This is a genomic window from Simplicispira piscis (assembly GCF_054783455.1).
This window is the reverse complement of sequence record NZ_BAAGQN010000007.1, coordinates 428,098-445,322: the sequence shown is the minus strand read 5'-3', so window position 1 is coordinate 445,322 and position 17,225 is coordinate 428,098. Positions and strand designations below refer to the sequence as shown.

Here is a 17,225-nt window from a genome sequence, read left to right as displayed (position 1 = left end):
CGATTGCACCGCTTCAACCCGGCGCGGGCGCCAGCACCACGCGGTTGCGCCCCGCCTGTTTGCCGGCATACAGGGCGACATCGGCCCGGGCCATGAGCGCATCCAGCGACTCACTGTCCTGCAGCTGCGCCACACCCGCCGTGGTGCTAATGCGCAGGCTCTGGGTACCGATTTCAATATCCATACCGGCCAGGGTGTTGATAAAACGCTCCATGACCACGCCCGCCTGCCGCACAGAAGCGCCAGGCAACAGCACCGCGAACTCCTCGCCCCCCACCCGCGCCACCATGTCCACGCCGCGAAAACTGTGGGAGCACAATTGGCCCACACCGCGCAGTACGGCGTCCCCAGCGGCGTGGCCGTAACGGTCGTTCACCTGCTTGAAATGGTCCAGGTCAAACATGACCAGCGAAAGCGCTTCACCGGTGCGCTGCGCACGTGCCGCCTCGATCGGAAAGCGCTCCGCCAAGGCGCGCCGATTGGGCAGCCCGGTCAGCAAGTCGGTGGCGGCCTGGCGTTCGAGTTCGACCTGCAGGGCCACACGGCGCGCTACTTCGCCCTGCAGTTCGCGGTTGGCATCCTGCAGTTGCTGGCGCAGCGAGAACTCCTGTCTTTCGGTTTTTTGCTGGCGCAGCGCAGCCACATAGCCCATGACCGCAGGCATCGTGACCAGCAAAACGGTGGCCGCCTTGGTGGCTGCATCTGCAGGGCTGGTCCACCAGTAGCTCACGGTGGTCCCGACAGCCCCAAACAACGCGACGGGTATGGTCAGCTTCACCCGTGAAGGGATGAAAAGAAACATGGTGAGCTGCACCACCATGATGACGCCGGTATTGATCGCACGCACGTCCGGCCGCACGGCGTAAAACAGAAAAAAGAAGGGATAGGCCAGCAGGCCCAGCCACATCAGGATATGGTTGTGAAGAGCCAGTGTCGGCACACGCCCCAGCGCGTGCATATATCCCAGCAGCAGCACAGCCATGCCCGCTCGATAGCCCATCAGAACCCAGAACCACGGCACGGGACCCATCGCGAGATAGTCGGGCACGGCAAACAGCAAAAGCAGGATCGCCCAGACCAACAGGCTGGTGCGCTGTTGCGACACCACCTGCTGCAACGTGCTCTCGCGAAAGGATTGCTCTAGCGCGGCGTCAACAAACTCACCCCGTAGCGGCCAGATACGGTCAGGAGGCATTGCGGGCGACAGGGGCGTGGTCGGCATGGTGGTTCTATCCTAGATGAACGACAGGCGCCGTACTGCCAACATCAAGCCTTGTAGGTGGAGAGCAGGATGCTGGTCTCCGTGTTGGCGATACCTGGCGTGAGACGGATGCGGCCCAGGGCGCTGTCGAACGCCTCCAGGCTCTGGGCGCGCACCTCGGCCACGATGTCCCATCGGCCGTTGGTGGTGTGCAGCGTGCCCACCATGGGCTCGCCGCGCAGCGCACGAATCACCTCGGGTGCGGCATTGCCTTCCACGGCGATGCTCATCCAGGCGCGAATGCGGTGCGGCTCCGAGTTGGGCCGCAGGCGCACGGTGTAGCCCACGATCACCCCGCCCTCCTCCATCTTGCGCAGGCGGTTTTGCACCGTGCCACGCGAGACGCGCAGTTTTTGCGCCAACGTGGCCACAGGCGTACGGGCATCGGCACGCAGAATGCTGAGGATTTCGCGATCGGTGTCGTCCAGTTTGGTCATAGTGTTTTTCATGGCTGGCAATGCGCTAATTTTCAGCGCATTTTGGTCAGTTTTGGGGCTTTTTGTTAGCAATAGCCTTGCGCAAAATCAGCTTGCACCGCCCTTCTGCACTCCACTTCCCCCCCGCCCGCAAAAATGCCCTCCATATCCCTCCAGTCCCCCGCCGCCGTGGTGATGGTGCGCCCGCAGCGCTTCCATCCCAACCCCGAAACTGCCGCCGACAACGCCTTCCAGGCGCGCACCAGCGGTCAGCCGCCCGACGCAACGGCCCGCAGCGCCCACGCCGAGGTCAGCGCAGCCGCCGCCCGGCTGGAGGCCGCCGGGGTGCGCGTGCACCTGTTCGACGACGATGGCGCGCAGGACACGCCCGACAGCGTGTTTCCGAACAACTGGTTCTCCACCCACGCCGGGGGCCATGTGGCGCTCTACCCCATGTTTGCACCCAACCGTCGGCGCGAGCGGCGCAGCGACATCATCGAGATGCTCAAACGCGAGTACCGCGTGCAGGACGTCATCGACTATTCGGGTTTGGAACACGACAACATGTTTCTCGAAGGCACGGGTGCCATGGTGCTGGACCACATAGCCCGCATCGCCTACACGGCGCAGTCGAACCGCGCCAACCCGGTCGCGCTGGAACGCTTTTGCACGCATTTCAACTTTGAACCCATGGTCTTCGCCACCGCAGACGCGCAAGGCCAGCCCTGCTACCACACCAACGTGATGCTTTGCGTGGGCACCGACTTTGCGCTCGGGGGCTTTGGCCTGATTGCCGACCCACGGCGGCGCGAGGCCGTGCGCGCACGCCTGCGCGAAAGCGGGCGTGTGCTCATCGAACTGGACGCCCGGCAGATTGGCGAATTTGCCGGCAACGCGCTCGAACTCACCGGCCGGGACGGGCAGCGCCTGCTGGCTTTGTCCGAACGTGCTTGCGCCAGTCTGAGCACCGCACAAAAAGCCGTCATCGAACGCAGCGCCACGCTGCTGCCGCTGCGCGTGCCCACCATTGAGCTGGCTGGTGGCTCGGTGCGCTGCATGCTGGCGGGTATTCACCTGGCGCGGCGGCCTTCTGTGCCAGCGCAAGCCATGGCGGGGCGGGATCACGTGCTGGCATGCGCGGTGTAACGCTGCTTTGGGACTTGTGTTTTGTGCTGCCGACGGAGGCCGGGATGTGCGCCCGGCGGCGCGTTAGGGCCGAGCGGGCGTCAACCCCCTTCTGGCTGCGCCGAGGAGCGCAGGGGATGGCGGATCAGGGATCGCGATTGTTTGAGCGCCGCAGGCGCGAGTTCGAGCGAGACCCCGCCAGCACCGAGCACCGCTGCCTGCGACCCCGGCCTCCGCCTTCAGCACAAGCGGCGCGGCCCAAGGCACAGAGCGCACAAAAACCCAACAAAAAACCCATCTAACGCCCGTGGAACAAGCGCAACAAGCTATAAATTAAATAGCAATCAACCCTTGTCAGACACCCACACCGCCGACGCCCCCTCACGCCGCGCCACCCACCAGGCCACCTGCGCCAGCCAGCCCACCGCCACCAGCGCTGCCGCGCCCACCAGCCACTGGCCCAGGCGGGCCTGGTCGTCCAGCAGGTAGGCGTTGCACAGGCGCAGAGGGCTGTCGATGTACAGCTGCCCGACCACTGCGGTCATGGGCAGCATGTTGCCCAGAAAAAACCCCTGGACCACCAGCCCTGCAGCGCGCCACGACAGCCGCAACGCCGCACCAGCCACCACCAGCGCTGCGCACTTGGCCGCCTCGATGGGCGCAGACACCAACGCCAGGTCGAGCACACGCGGCACCATCAGCACGGCCAGAACGGTGCCGGTGGCAACCAAGCCGCTGATGCCGTGCGCATTCCAGCGAGCCACGCGGGCGCGTACGGCGGGCGGCAGGCCTGCCGCCAGCAATACACCCGCCAACATCCACCACGGAAACTGCAGCGCCATGTGCCGCCACATGCTGGCCGTGAGCCACTGGCGCACCGCAGGCACAAGCAACAACGCCATCCATGCAAGCGCCACCAGCACCTGGCGCCGGGGTGTGCGCCCGATGGCCACCGAAGCGCGCAGGTGGTACCGGTTCACAGCCGCCCCCCTTTTGCCAGGTGGCGCGCAGAGTCCAGCGCCAACTGCTGCTCGGCCAGGTCAAACACCCGCACCATGCGGCCCTGCGCGTCCAGCACCAGAAAGGCCGCGTTGTGCTCGTAGTCGCCGCGCCCATCGGGCACCACCACCACACCCAGGCGCTGCAGCAGCGCTTGCTGCTCTGCTGCGTCGGGCACGCGCACCCAGTGCCACAGCGCCGGGTCGGCCTGCAGTGAGCGCGCATAGGCCTGCAACACCGCAGGCGTGTCATGCGCGCCATCAAAACTGATGGACAGCAGGCGCACCTTGGGTGTGGCCCCTGCGTTGCGGTCGGCCTGCAGGGCCGCCTGCAACTGCTGGAAGCTGCTGCCCAGCGACAGGCACACCGTCTGGCAGCGGGTGTAAACGAAGTCGACCAGGGTGACACCGCCGCCCTGCGCCAGCAGCGTGGGCAGGCTCTGCGCCGCGATGCCCGGGCCTTCCACCGTGACCGGCGGCACGGGCACGGGGTGCTGCGCCACCTCCAGGCGGCGCGCGCCTTCGGCCGTCCAGACCTGGAAGTCGTGCGTCAGCCAGGCGGCGCTGGTATAGCCTGCCAGCACCAGCAGGGCGCTGAGCAAGGCGGTGCGCAGCATGGCGTGCTCAGGCCGGTTTGCCCGCCAGCGCCTTGAGCGCCGCGCCGCCCTCAAAGGGCGTAGTGCGGGCGCTGCCGGCCTGGCGTTCTTGTTCAAACAGCGTGGTCGGCAGGGCCTCGGCCTTGTTCGACCAGGCGCTGCGGATGTAGCTGGCCACGGCGGCCAGCTCGGCGTCGCTCAGTTGCTGGAAGGCGGGCATGGCGCCGCTGTAAGTCACGCCCGCCACGCTGATCTCTCCGGTAATGCCGTGCAGCAGGATGTTGGCCAGGATGCGCGTGTCGCCCTGCACCCATTCCGACCCATCGAGCGGCGGAAACACGCCGGGCAGCCCTTTGCCCGTGGCCTGGTGGCACGCGGCGCACTGCGCGGCAAACACCGCCTTGCCGTCCACTGCAGCCCCCGCCGCCGCAGGCACCGGGCCTGACAAGTCGGCCACCGTGCGGCGGTCACCCAGGCTGGCGTTGCCGAAGGGATCGGAGATGAAAATGTAGACCACGCCAAACAGCACCATGGCCAGGGTGATGGCGGCGGCGACCAGGGGCACGGGACGGATGCGCTCCTCGGGTTCGGCGTTTTCGCGCTCCTGCGCCCGGTGGTCGATGTCAGTGTCAGTCTCTTGGGTCATGGGAGCCTCGCAGGGTTCAGGAAGCGGGTGGTGCAGCCGTTGCAGAGGGTGCTGCCGCTGCCGGGGCCGCCTGCACGGCGGGCGGCAGCACCGGGTAGGTGTGGTTCAGACCCTGCAGGTACTTCACCAGATCCAGTGCCTCGGGCCGTGCCACCACCACCTGCCCGGCAGGGGTCTGGCCGGGCGGAAGCTTGACCACCTCGTCGCCCGGCTCCGCTGCGGCCTTGGTCTCGAACAGATAGGGGTACGACGGCATGATCGATCCCGGCACGTAGGCCCGGGGCTGGTACAGGTGCCCCAGTTGCCAGTCTTTGCTGGGCTGGCGTGCGCCGATGTTGAACAGGTCAGGCCCGGTGCGCATGCTGCCCAGCAGGTGCGGCTTGTCGTAAAAATAGTCGCCCGGCACCGATGCCCGCCCCCAGCCGCGCTCGGCATCGGGTCCCAGGTTGCGGTCGCGCGGTTGCTGTGTATGGCAGTACACGCAGCCATTGGCGATGTACACCTGCCGCCCGCGCAGCTCGGCGCTGCTGTAGGGCTTGAGGCCTTCGGGCGGCGTGATGTCGCGCACCTGCATATAGGGCATGACGACCAGTGCAGCCGTGGCGACAGCCAGCGCCACCATGGCACCGGCGGCGAGTTTGACTTCATTCTCCATGTGCGAACTCCAGGCCCTTGGCAGGCGGCGTGAACAGGGCCGCACCGGTACGTGTGGGGCCAAAGCGCAGCGCCATGGCCAGGAAGTGGCCCACAAAAATGAGGTGGCTCAGCACCATCAGCGAGCCGCCCACGCTGCGCCACTGCAGGTAAGGCACGGTGAGCGCCACCGACTCCATGAACGGCCGCGTGGCATCGAGCATGGCCAGGCCCTGCAGCCAGCCACCGATGGACAGGCCCACGAAATAGATACTGATGCCCACCACCGCCAGCCAAAACTGCAGCGTGATCAGGCGTGGATACGGCCACTCCCAGTTCAACACGCGCGGCAGCATGAAGTAGATGGCACCAAACAGCACCATGGTGACGAAGGCATAGGCGCCCAGGTGGGCGTGTGCCACGGTGAAATGCGTGAAATGCGCCACCTGGTTCACGCTGCGCAGCGCCTCCAGCGAGCCCTGCAGCGACGACAGCATGTACATGAAGCCGCCAAACATCATGAAGCGCAGCGTGGGCGAATAGCGCGCCAGGTGCATGCGCCCCCACATCGTGCCGGCCATGTTGATGGTGAAGGCCGCCACGGGAATGATCATCATCATGCTCTGCACAATGGACAAGGTGGTCAGCCAACCCGGAATGGGCCCGCCGATCAGGTGGTGGCCGCCCACCTGGCCATAAAAGAAGGCCAGCGTCCAGAACCCGAGGATGGACAGGTTGTACGAACGCACCGGCCGCCCGATGATTTTGGGCAAAAAGTAGTAAATAGCCCCCACGCTCACCGGCGTAAACCACAGGCCCAGCACGTTGTGGCCGTACCACCAGTTGGTGGTGGCCTGCTGCACGCCGGTGTGCACGCCGGGCAGCTTGGCAACGATGAACAGCAGCGCAATCCAGAGCAGCGCCGCGACGTGGTACCAGACCGTGACATAGAGCGACTCGACCTTGCGGTTGACCAGGGTGTAGAGCACCGGGCCGATGATGCAGACGAACCCCGCGACGATGAAGAGCCCGATCTGCCATGGGATCTCCAGGTATTCCATGCCGTCCGTCCAGCCCGAGCCGATGGCGCCAATGGCGCTGGCAATGCCGGTATTGATGAGCGCACCGCCCAGCATCACCCACATGGCGCCCACCAAATGCGTGCGCAGCAGGCGCGGCAGCAGCCAGATGATGACGGCCAGCGCGGCATTGGTGATCCAGCCATACAGCACGGCGGTGAGGTGCACCGTGCGGATGCGCCCAAAGGTTTGCCACGCCTCGCCCACCATCCAGTCGGGCATGTGCAGCTTGAGCGACGCGGTGAGCCCCGCCAGGGAGCCGAGCACCAGCCAGAAGCAGGCAAACGCAATGAACATGAACACCGGGAACGCGGTGGAGTGGTCGGCCTCGATGCGGTGGCGCAGCTCGTCCGGGTCGGCAACGTGGTCGCTCTCGCCCGGGGCAGCGGCAGCGCCCTGCAGGCGCTCTTGCGCCCCACCCTGCAGCGCCGGATCGTCGACCTTGCCCAACTCACCCGGCGCAAAGATGACCGATGCCGCCCGGGGATTCTCGACCAGCAAGCCCTTGCGCATCGACCAGATGAAGACAAACAGCCCCATGATCGAGAGCAGAAAAGCCCCCAGCAAACTCAGTATCGCGCTGTCCATGGGTGGGTTTCCTTTCCGCTGGCGTGCGCCGGTTTTTGTTGATGTACTTCAAACCTCCATAACGGCGCATGTGCTAAGAGGCTGTGCGCCGGATTCTAAGATTCATTAGAAATGGATATTCAATACCGCCATCAAACCCCTGCCCGCACCAGTGTTACCCACCGGGCAACGACTTGAGGCACCATTCAAAATTTATGTAAAAAGCAGGCATTACGCAATACCAACAAGCGCTGACAGCTATTATTAATATAGCAATCAAGAAGTATTGCGCTATTCGGGCAACTGCGCCCACAGCTGCGCATCGCAGCCTACGCCTGCGGCAATCGACCGCCGGGCCAGCGCAGCCAGGGCACGCACTGCCCAGGGATGGGTCAGCCCGGTCACGCCGCCGGGGTCTGACAGCATGCCGCACAGGTAGCGCTGCTGCGCATCGCTCCAGCGCAGGGCCACGCAGGCCCCGCGCCTGCGCCGCGAGACCAGCATGCCCAGCGGGCACGGCTCGGTCAGACAGCACAGGCCGCAGCCGTTGCACGGCGCGCCTTCGGGCGGTTTGGGTGGGGCGCCGGGGTGCAGCCAGACCACGGTGTGTTCAGCGGAAAGGGGCGGGGGCATGGGTGTCAGCGGTCAGCAAGAGCCACATGCCATTGTGACGGTGCGCAGGCCGCGCACCACAAAAACAGCCCCGCTGCCGGGGCAGCGGGGCCCAGTCCGGCCAGGGAAAAGGCCAGAACGGAGGAGATGATCCCGACAACGGGAGAGAGCGCAGGACCGCGATCAGCAGCCCAGAGGGCGGTTCGGCCGCATGGGCACGATGCCGGTCACGCGCAGCGTAGCAGCCGAGCCATCGGTGGCGGTCAGCGTCTTGCCGCTGAAGCGCACCTGGTCGCTCTCGCGCAGCACAGACGAGTCGGTGGCCTCGGTGCTGGCGTACTCCTTGCCATCAAAGGTCAGAAAGGCCTGGTAGATGCCGTCGACTGCACCGGAGCGATAACGGATGTCACCAAACGCCGTGGCCGGAGAGCCCACCTTGTTGGCCCCGTCAAAACGGAAGGTGCACAACTCGGGCACCGAGCCAATCGGGTTGACCTGGTCCACGGCGGTGAGGTTCAACGCACCATTGCCATAAATACCGTTGAGGCCGGAGAGCGTGGCGTTGGTCACGGTCAGCACGCCGGGTTCGTTGCTGGGGGTAGGGTCGTCGTCATTGCCACCGCCGCAGGCGACGAGCAGAACGGAGGCCGCGGCGAGGGCCGCACAGGTCTTGAGCATGGATTTCATGGTGATAGGTGTCCATAGAGTGTTGAAAGGGCCGGAGGCCCCGGCGCCGAAGCGCAGAACCCCTGCTCACCATGCTAAGAACACCCCCGAGCGCCGCGTGTGCGGCATCGTCCGTTCTGCACGTAGGACTGGGGGCCGGCAGCGGTGTGCCTTGTGTCAAGCGGCCCAGCTCTCACCCAGCACCGCGGCCTGCTGCAACACCAACTCCACGGCCGCGTCCTGCAAATCTGGCGGGTATTTGTATTTGCGCAAGATACGCTTGACCATCAGGCGCAGGCTGGCACGCACGCTCTCGCGCTGGCTCCAGTCGACGGTGATGTTCTTGCGCAGGTTGTCGGTCAGTTCATGGGCGATCTTTTTCAGGGTTTCGTCGGTCAGCTCTTTCACGGCCGACTCGTTGTTGGCCAGGGCGTCGTAAAAGCGCACCTCGTCTTCAGACAGGCCCAGCGCCTCGCCCCGGCCCGCCGCCTGGCGAAACTTTTTGGCCATGTCCACCAGCTCTTCCATCACCTGCGCCGTTTCGATGCTGCGGTTCTGGTAACGCGCGATCACACTGGTCAGCAAGTCTGAGAACTTGCGCTGCTGCACCACGTTGGTGGCAAATTTGGCCTTGATTTCACCTTCTAGCAGGCGCTCCAGCAGCTCCACGGCCAGGTTGCGCTCGGGCAGGTTTTTCACCTGGGCCAGAAATTCATCGTCGAGCAGGCCGATGTTGGGCTTATCCAGCCCCACGGCGTCAAAAATATCCACCACGCGCTCGCTCACCACCGCCTGGCTGATGATCTGGCGGATGGCTGCGTCGCGCTGCGCATCGGTCCGTTTCTGCGCCGTCACATCGCGCTTGGTCAAAATCACTTTCACCGCCTGGAAGAATGCCACCTCTTCGCGCAGCGCCTTGGCTTCGTCCAGCGTGCAGCACAGGCTGAATGCCTGGCCCATGGCCACCGCCGCGTCGGCAAAGCGGCGCTTTCCGTCTTGCTGGCTGTCTTTGTTGGCTGACCGAATCCCCAGCACATGGTTGGCCGCCCCGGCCAGGGCCTTGTGTCCGCCCGTCAAAAAACCTGACCAGTCGTAGCCGTGCAGCAGGCTGCGCAGCACGTCCATTTTTTCGAACAACAAGGAGAGCGCCTCGTGTGCGTCCACCGTGGGTTTGCCTCGGCCCTGGCTCGCGGTGTATTCCTTCATCGCGGCCTTGAGCTCGTTGCCGATGCCGATGTAGTCCACCACCAGGCCGCCCTGCTTGTCCTTGAACACACGGTTCACGCGGGCAATGGCCTGCATCAGGTTGTGGCCCTTCATGGGCTTGTCCACGTACATGGTGTGCACGCAGGGCGCGTCAAACCCCGTGAGCCACATGTCGCGCACGATGACCATCCGCAGCGGATCCAACGGGTCCTTGAAGCGTTTTTCCAGCCGCTTCTTGACCTGCCCGCTGTAGATGTGCGCTCGCAATAAAGCCTTGTCGCTGGCGCTGCCGGTCATCACCACCTTGATGGCGCCCTGCTCCGGGTCTGCGCTGTGCCAGTCGGGGCGCAGGCGCACGATTTCATCGTACAGGTGCACGCAGATGTCGCGGCTCATCGCTACCACCATGGCTTTGCCGTCCTGGGCTTTGCTCCGCTCTTCAAAATGCGCCACCAGGTCGGCCGCCACGCTGGCAATGCGCGGCGTGGCGCCCACCACTTTTTCCAATGCGGCCCAGCGGCTTTTGAGCTGGGCCTGGGTGCTTTCTTCTTCGTCCTCGGCCAGCTCGTCCACTTCTGCGTCGAGCAGGGCCAGGTCGTCGTCTTTGAGTCGCAGCTTGGCGAGACGGCTTTCGTAATAGATGGCCACCGTGGCGCCGTCTTCCTTGGCCTGCTGCATGTCGTAGACATGGATGTAGTCGCCAAACACGGCGCGCGTATCGCGGTCCTGGCTGCTGACCGGCGTGCCGGTGAACGCGACAAAGGTAGCGTTGGGCAGCGCATCGCGCAGGTGCTGGGCGTAACCCGCCTGGTAATGAACTTGATACTCAGGCGGTGCGAACTCGGCATGCACCGCACTGCTGCCCGCATCGCTGGTCACTATGCTTTTGGTAGCTGCCTGCGCTTGACCAGTAAGCGCTAGAGGCTGATTTGGCTTCAAACCCAGCTTGCGCGTCTTGAGCTTGGCCTCAAACCCGTACTGCGTGCGGTGCGCCTCGTCGGCAATCACCACGATGTTGTGGCGGTCGGAGAGCACCGGAAACACATCCTCGTCCTCGCCCGGCATGAACTTCTGGATGGTCGCAAACACAATGCCGCCCGACGGCCGATTGGCCAGCAGCTGGCGCAAGGCAGGGCGCGTGCTGGCCTGCACCGGCTGCTCGCGCAGCAGGTCGGCGCCCAAGCTGAACACGCCAAACAGCTGGCCATCGAGGTCGTTGCGGTCGGTGATGACGACGATGGTGGGGTTCTGCATCGCTGGCTCCTGCATCACCCGGGCGGCAAAGCAGGTCATGGTGATGCTTTTGCCGCTGCCCTGGGTGTGCCACACCACGCCGCCTTTGCCACGCTGATTGGTTGCAAGCCCCTCGCGCGAGGCGGCTACTACATGCCCAATGGCGGCGCGCACCGCGTGGAATTGGTGGTAGCCGGCAATCTTCTTGATGAGCTGGCCGTCGTCCTCGAACAGTACAAAAAAGCGCAGGTAGTCCAATAAGTATTGCGGCGCCAGCACGCCGCGCACCAGCGTTTCCAGCTCGTTGAACTGGCCCAACGGGTCGAGCTGCACGCCGTCAATCGTGCGCCACTGCATGAAGCGCTCGGCATTGGCCGAGAGCGAGCCCAGCCGCGCCTCGCTGCCATCGGCAATCACCAGCACCTCGTTGAACTGGAACAGGTCGGGGATTTGCTCTTTGTAGGTCTGAATCTGGTCGTAAGCCTTCCAGATGCTGGCCTCCTGGTCGGCCGGGTTTTTCAACTCCAGCAGCACCAGCGGCAGGCCGTTGACGAACAACACAATGTCGGGCCGGCGCGTGTGGTGCGGGCCTTTGAGGGTGAACTGGTTGACCGCCCAGAACTCGTTGCCTGATCCGTTGCTTGTGGCATCCGCCCAATCCACCAGCCGCACAAAGTCGCCCCGCGTTTCACCGCCCTGCTGGTACTGCACCGGCACTCCCCCCACCAGCAGCTTGTGAAACGCCCGGTTGGCCGCGAGTTGCGCGGGGAGCCCCAGGTTTTGCACCTGCTGCACCGCGTCTTCCCGCGCAGCGGCGGGAATGCCGGGGTTGAGCCGCGCAATGGCTTCGCGCAGGCAGCCCAGCAGCAGCACCTCGCGGTAATTCGCCCGCTGTGGGTTCGGGCCATCGGGGGCGATGTCGAAGCCGCTGCGCACCGCGTAGCCCAGGTCCTGCAGCCAGGCCAGGGTTTCTTGTTCGAGTTGGTCTTCGGTCATGGCGCCCTTCCCTCATGTCGACGCCATCGACATGAGGCCCTTGATATGTTTATTTTTACGCAAAAAATCGACACATTTCTCGCACATGTCGATTTCATGGTCATTTCACCAACTCGGCAAACAGCGCGTCGTTTCACAGTTTTCCCGTCTTGTAAGCCTGTTGTTCATGGGTGGGCTTGGATGGGAAGGCTAGCTGCAACATACCGCTGCGAACCATCGGGCTGATGTGCGTCTGACGCAAGGCATCGGGGCTGCGGTCGAGCAATCGAGCCAGCACCGCACGCGTGACATAGTGTCCTTCGCACACGGCGCAGATCACCGCCTGCATCTGGTCCATGCCCAAGCGCCCTGATCGCGCAGGCGCTGCCAGAGCTTGCAGCTGCGCCAGAAAACCAGGAGCCAGCACACCCAGATCGTCCAGCACGGGCCTGTCCAGCAGAGGCGACAGCAGCCGCCCCTCAGCATCGCGCAGGTCCTGGCGTGCCTTCGAATATTCGGAGCTGGGCTGCGAATGTTCGGAGCTGAGCTGCGAATGTTCGGAGCCCCCCACAGGCAAGCGCCCCGGAAGCGAGTCCGCACTGTCAATGGTTGAGGCAATGCCTTCTGCCGGAAGCAGTGGCCCACTGAACACATCCTCCGGCGTGGGCAGCGCAGCGCCCGCCAAGTAGTAAACCGTGCCCCTGGCACGCCCATCTGACACCAGCATGCCCTGGCGCACAAGGCGGGCCAGCAATACGCTCAGATCGTGGGAATGTGCATCGCAAAGCTCCAATAAACGGCTGTGGCTTACGGTGCGCTCCATGGCGGCTGTGGCCAAAATCAAGCGGGAATACGCATCCAGTGCTTCAAAACGCGCGCCCCACCGGGCTCGCAGCGCCTGGACCACCTCGTCTGGCAGCAAATCCGCCATGTGCAGGGCCAGCAAAGTCTGTTCAGGCTCGGCCTTCTCTGAAAGCAAAGGCGGCCGCCAGTGTTGGCTGCGCCAGCCGCCATAAATGCGCGGCATGCCCGAGCCGCCCCGTTCGCCCAGGCCGATGAGCAAAAACATCTGGTGAAGGATGCGGTTACGGCAATCGCTTTCGCCCCCGCGAATCACCTGCTCGATGGGCAAACGCAGGCCACCGGGGTTGCGAAAACCAAACATGTCTGGGCGCTTCACCACCAGCACCGATACGCGCCCCGTGTAGTCGGCATGCACCAGCGCATTCACCAGCGCCTCGCGCAAGGCCTTGTGCACCGGCGTATCGTCCTGCCGTTGCCCATCTTTCACCGCAAAAGGCACCTTCAAGTCCGCCACCAGCTTGCGGTAAACCCTGCGGTAAAACTCGAACAGATTGCCCGTCCATGAGCCATCAGGTACCAGCCGGTCGATCCAGGTCGGCTCGGCCCGGGCTTCGGGACGCTCTTGGTAATCCACAAAGTAGTGCGGTGCGGCCTCCTGGATGGCCGCCCAGGTGCCAAACATCAGCAGGCCCGCCAACGTCAATCCCTCCTGGCCTGTATGGCGGTCGCGCCGCCAGCCGCGCAGACTGGTCATAAAGTCGAAATCATCCTGCTCCAGGTATGGATGCCCGGGCCGCTCGTCCTTGAGCATCTGGCGGTAGATGCGCAGGCTCTCGCCATCAATGTCCCCCATGCCAAAACCGGGCAGGATGCGGGCATCGCGCTCATCCTCCACCTGCTCGGCCAGCATGCGCTTGACCGTTTCTTCATCACACGGCCGGTCGCCGTCGTTCAGCCGCTTGTACGTATGGCCGAGCGGCTGGCCGTTGAGGAAAACCGGCCTTTGCTTACGCGTAGCCTGCGGAATGCGCACCAGCAACATCGTCTGGCCTTGCAGCGCCAACTCCTGCACATCGGCATCGGTCAGCAGATTGGCGCTGACCTTGCCCGGGTTGTTCAGGTTGTTGAACAGATCGGCACGCACCTTGGCTGGGTTGGGAATGCCTGCAATGGAAAACACCCCATCCTTCTCGCGCACTCCCAGCAGCACCACACCCCCATGGGCGTTGGCCATAGCCGAATAGGTGGGCCAGAAATCCTTGGGCACCTCGCCCTGGCCGCTTTGGCCCTGGGCCAGCTTGCATTCCAGCTCTACCGTTTCGCGCAGCAGGGCCAGGTCTTCGAGGGAGGTGGGTGAGAACATCACACGGGTCCTGGAGCAGAGTTTTAAGCCAAATTGAACGCTAGCGCTTTATGGATAAGCGCAAGCAGCTACAAAAAAAAGAGCAATCATGTCTGCAGCACCCCGCCCAGGGCGGCTTCGGTGGCGGTCTGGGCTTCGGGCAAGCGCAACTGGCCGGAGATCAGACGCGGGAGCAGGGTGTCGCGGAGGGTGGAGAGGGTTTCGGCGGTTGATGAGTTGTGACTGCGCTTCAGTTCCGTTGCCGAGACTACGTCCTCGAAGGCAGAAAGCAGCGCATCTGGCGGCAGGAGCACGGGAACCGAGCCAAGGATGCCGGTGTTGATATTTGGCATGGTGGCGCCCACCGCATGCTGTACCAGCCAAGTGCGGGCCTGAGCCGCGTCCAGTGCCATGGACAAAAAGGTTGAAGAGCGCCAACTTTTGCCTGGGCGAAGCAAAAGGCAACCTGTGCCGCACAGCCAACCAGCTTCTCTTTGGGTGATGAGCGCGTGGCGCTCGACGTCACCGCGGCGACTGAAAACAATATCGCCCGCGATCAGTTGGTGTCTTGAAAGGCGATCAGCGTTTTCCTGGCTCACTCGTGCAACCGAGTCGGTCGTGACCCGGCGGTCCTTGATGTCTTTTGGCATGACCACCGGCACGCCGGAGTCCACGTAGTCCGACGCATGGAGTTGGCTGCCAAAGGGCCCTGTTTGGATGCTCCCATGGTGTGTGGAAGTCAAGTCGGCCAAGTGGCTCATTCGCCACCCCTTCGGCACCCACCCCAACTCCGACTCCTCCAGCGCATCGGGAAACAGCGCGGCGGTGGCCTCGTCCATGCCTTCGGGGGCGCGGCCTTCCATCTTGGCGCGCACGGGGTCGAAATCGACAAACCACGACTTGAACAGTGCCTGGGCAATGGCTTCGAGTGTGGCGTTGGTTTCGCGCAGGAGGGTGATGCGGTCGTCGAGGGCGCCAAGCGTAGTCGCAATTTCTCGCTGCGATTCGAGAGATGGCGTTGGAACGCGCAGGGCTTCAAGGACGGGAATCCGCAAATTGCTGACCGTCGAGCCAGTGCCTTCGTTCCAGCCGATCTGGTGTTGCAGATAGGGTGATTGCAGCGCGTATAGCAAGAACCGGCTATCTACCTTGACTGGATTCGGTCGCAGCAGCACTTGCCGTTGACCAAGGCAGCATTTCAGGCCTGCAGGAATTTGGCAAACATCCCCCATGGGTGCTTCCCGGGTAATAACGATGTCACCTTGTTGAGGAGCAGCACGCCTGATGCGCCCCAAGTAATGGGCCTCGTCGGTGTAGCTCGGGCTGCTCAGGTCAAGCCGTCCTTCTTTGATGTTCTGGTTCCGCAAAACAATAATGCCGCTGTCCGTCCACTTCGGGGTCGCGTGGGGGCAATCGACCACCAAAAGGCACAACGATTCAAGGGTGTGTTCGCTAACCTCAGAACTCATACCCCAGCCCCCCCAGTTTCTGCCGAATCACCGCATCCAGCTCCGCGCCTTTGGCCATCTGCTCGCCCAGCTTCTCCGTGAGCTTCTGCATCTTGTCGGCAAAGGCTTCGTCGTCGTCTTCCACCGCCTCAGCGCCCACGTAGCGGCCGGGGGTGAGCACATGGCCGTGCTGGGCGATCTCTGCCAGCGGAACTGAACGGCAAAAACCCGGAATATCCACGTAATCATTGCGCGAACAGCTATCATTTTCAGAGTTTCCATCGACCGCCTCGCCACGCCACGCGGCCACGGTGGCGGCAATCCGTTCAATCACCTCGTCGGTGAACTCGCCCTGCACGCGGCTGATCATGGTGGCGAGCTTGCGGGCGTCGATGAACAGCACTTCGCCTTTGCGCTGCTTTTGCTTGGACAAGAACCACAGGCAGGCGGGGATTTGGGTGTTGAAGAACAGCTGGCCGGGCAAGGCGATCATCACTTCGACCACGTCGGCCTCGACCATGGCGGTGCGGATTTGGCCCTCGCTGTTCTGGCTGCTGCTCATGCTGCCGTTGGCCAGCACGATGCCGGCGCGCCCGCTGGGTTTGAGGTGGTGCAGCATGTGCTGCAGCCAGGCGTAGTTGGCGTTGCCCTGGGGTGGGTCGCCATACACCCAGCGCGGGTCGCCCTCCAGGCTGCCGTGCCACCAGTCGCTCACGTTGAAGGGCGGGTTGGCCAGAATGAAGTCGGCGCGCAAGTCAGGGTGCTGGTTGCGCACAAAGGTGTCGGCGGGTTCGCGCCCCAGGTTGAAGTCGATGCCGCGAATGGCCAGGTTCATGGCGGCCAGGCGCCAGGTGGTGGGGTTGCTTTCTTGCCCGTAGATGGACACGTCGTTGATCTTGCCGCCGTGCGCTTCGATGAACTTCTCAGACTGCACAAACATGCCGCCCGAGCCGCAGCAGGGGTCGTACACCTTGCCGGTGTGGGGGTTGAGCACGGCGACCAGGGTTTTGACGATGCTGGCGGGCGTGTAGAACTGCCCGCCGCGCTTGCCTTCGGCGCTGGCGAACATGCCCAGAAAATATTCGTACACCTGGCCCAGGGTGTCGCGCGCCACGTCGGGCGTGGCGCCAAAGCCGATGGTGGATACCAAATCCACCAGCTCGCCCAGCTTGCCGTCGGGCAGTTGCGCGCGGGCAAAACGCTTGTCCAGAATGCCTTTGAGCTTGGGGTTGTCGCCCTCAATCAGGGCCAGCGCGTCGTCGATGTGTTTGCCAATGCCCGGCTGCTTGGCCTGGGCGCGCAGTTGCTCCCAGCGGGCGCCTTCGGGCACCCAGAACACGTTGCCCGAGGTGTAGTAGTCGCGGTCGTCCAGCTCGGCGGCCAGGTCTTCCGGGGCGGCCTCGCCGTAGTAGTACTCGTCGTGCGGGTCGGCCAGGCGCACGGCCACTTCGGCGCGGCGGGCGGCAAAGGTGTCGCTGATGTATTTGACGAAGATGAGGCCGAGCACCAGGTGCTTGTATTCGGCAGCGTCCATGTTGGCGCGCAGCTTGTCGGCGGTGGCCCAGAGGGTTTTTTTGATGTCGTCGAGCATGGAGAAATTGCTTGCAATCAGGATGTG

13 protein-coding genes and 2 pseudogenes are annotated in these 17,225 nt (G+C 63.9%); 1 reads left to right on the top strand and 14 read right to left on the bottom strand.

All coding sequences use genetic code 11. The features are described from left to right. Window positions 1-13: 13 nt before the first annotated feature. Window positions 14-1,222, bottom strand: coding sequence for a GGDEF domain-containing protein (locus tag ACYVOC_RS05410; RefSeq protein WP_461161101.1), 1,209 nt, complete (start codon window positions 1,220-1,222; stop codon window positions 14-16). A gap of 44 nt (window positions 1,223-1,266) precedes the next feature. Continuing rightward, the gene (locus ACYVOC_RS05405; RefSeq protein WP_461161178.1) at window positions 1,267-1,698 is read right to left on the bottom strand and encodes an Lrp/AsnC family transcriptional regulator; all 432 of its coding nucleotides are present in this window, start codon (window positions 1,696-1,698) and stop codon (window positions 1,267-1,269) included. A 135-nt stretch (window positions 1,699-1,833) separates the two neighbouring features. On the opposite strand from ACYVOC_RS05405, the gene ctlX reads away from it, so the two are divergent. Beyond that, the gene (gene ctlX / locus ACYVOC_RS05400; protein ID WP_461161100.1) at window positions 1,834-2,823 is read left to right on the top strand and encodes a citrulline utilization hydrolase CtlX; all 990 of its coding nucleotides are present in this window, start codon (window positions 1,834-1,836) and stop codon (window positions 2,821-2,823) included. A gap of 323 nt (window positions 2,824-3,146) precedes the next feature. Here ctlX and ACYVOC_RS05395 read toward each other — a convergent pair whose 3' ends face one another. The 12 genes and pseudogenes from ACYVOC_RS05395 to ACYVOC_RS05340 all read right to left on the bottom strand — a co-directional run bounded on the left by ACYVOC_RS05395 (window position 3,147) and on the right by ACYVOC_RS05340 (window position 17,198). Beyond that, complete coding sequence (locus tag ACYVOC_RS05395; protein WP_461161099.1) at window positions 3,147-3,782, bottom strand: hypothetical protein; 636 nt, start codon at window positions 3,780-3,782, stop codon at window positions 3,147-3,149. Next, window positions 3,779-4,417, bottom strand: coding sequence for an SCO family protein (locus ACYVOC_RS05390; protein WP_461161098.1), 639 nt, complete (start codon window positions 4,415-4,417; stop codon window positions 3,779-3,781). Before ACYVOC_RS05390 ends, ACYVOC_RS05395 begins: the two co-directional genes overlap by 4 nt. A gap of 7 nt (window positions 4,418-4,424) precedes the next feature. Further along, entirely contained in the window at window positions 4,425-5,042 is a 618-nt protein-coding gene (locus ACYVOC_RS05385) for a c-type cytochrome (RefSeq protein WP_461161097.1), read from the bottom strand. Between the two features lie 16 nt (window positions 5,043-5,058). After that, a complete protein-coding gene (locus tag ACYVOC_RS05380; protein WP_461161096.1) occupies window positions 5,059-5,697 on the bottom strand; it encodes a cbb3-type cytochrome c oxidase subunit II in 639 nt (212 codons plus the stop codon). Then, window positions 5,687-7,342: a cbb3-type cytochrome c oxidase subunit I gene (locus ACYVOC_RS05375; RefSeq protein WP_461161095.1), complete on the bottom strand. Its 1,656-nt coding sequence runs from the start codon at window positions 7,340-7,342 to the stop codon at window positions 5,687-5,689. Before ACYVOC_RS05375 ends, ACYVOC_RS05380 begins: the two co-directional genes overlap by 11 nt. A 270-nt stretch (window positions 7,343-7,612) precedes the next feature. Then, window positions 7,613-7,954 (bottom strand): hypothetical protein, encoded by a 342-nt coding sequence (locus tag ACYVOC_RS05370; protein WP_461161094.1) that lies wholly within the window; start codon window positions 7,952-7,954, stop codon window positions 7,613-7,615. Between the two features lie 162 nt (window positions 7,955-8,116). Next, complete coding sequence (locus ACYVOC_RS05365) at window positions 8,117-8,620, bottom strand: hypothetical protein (protein WP_116002887.1); 504 nt, start codon at window positions 8,618-8,620, stop codon at window positions 8,117-8,119. Between the two features lie 156 nt (window positions 8,621-8,776). Then, window positions 8,777-9,775, bottom strand: a pseudogene (locus ACYVOC_RS05360) (DUF3387 domain-containing protein); the annotation flags it as partial. Between the two features lie 66 nt (window positions 9,776-9,841). Next, window positions 9,842-12,034: pseudogene (locus ACYVOC_RS05355) on the bottom strand (type I restriction endonuclease subunit R); the annotation flags it as partial. A gap of 133 nt (window positions 12,035-12,167) precedes the next feature. Continuing rightward, window positions 12,168-14,180, bottom strand: a complete 2,013-nt coding sequence (locus tag ACYVOC_RS05350) for an RNA-binding domain-containing protein (RefSeq protein ID WP_461161093.1) — start codon at window positions 14,178-14,180, stop codon at window positions 12,168-12,170. 86 nt (window positions 14,181-14,266) lie between these two features. After that, entirely contained in the window at window positions 14,267-15,628 is a 1,362-nt protein-coding gene (locus tag ACYVOC_RS05345) for a restriction endonuclease subunit S (protein WP_461161092.1), read from the bottom strand. After that, window positions 15,618-17,198 (bottom strand): class I SAM-dependent DNA methyltransferase, encoded by a 1,581-nt coding sequence (locus ACYVOC_RS05340; RefSeq protein ID WP_461161091.1) that lies wholly within the window; start codon window positions 17,196-17,198, stop codon window positions 15,618-15,620. Before ACYVOC_RS05340 ends, ACYVOC_RS05345 begins: the two co-directional genes overlap by 11 nt. Window positions 17,199-17,225 lie beyond the last annotated feature (27 nt).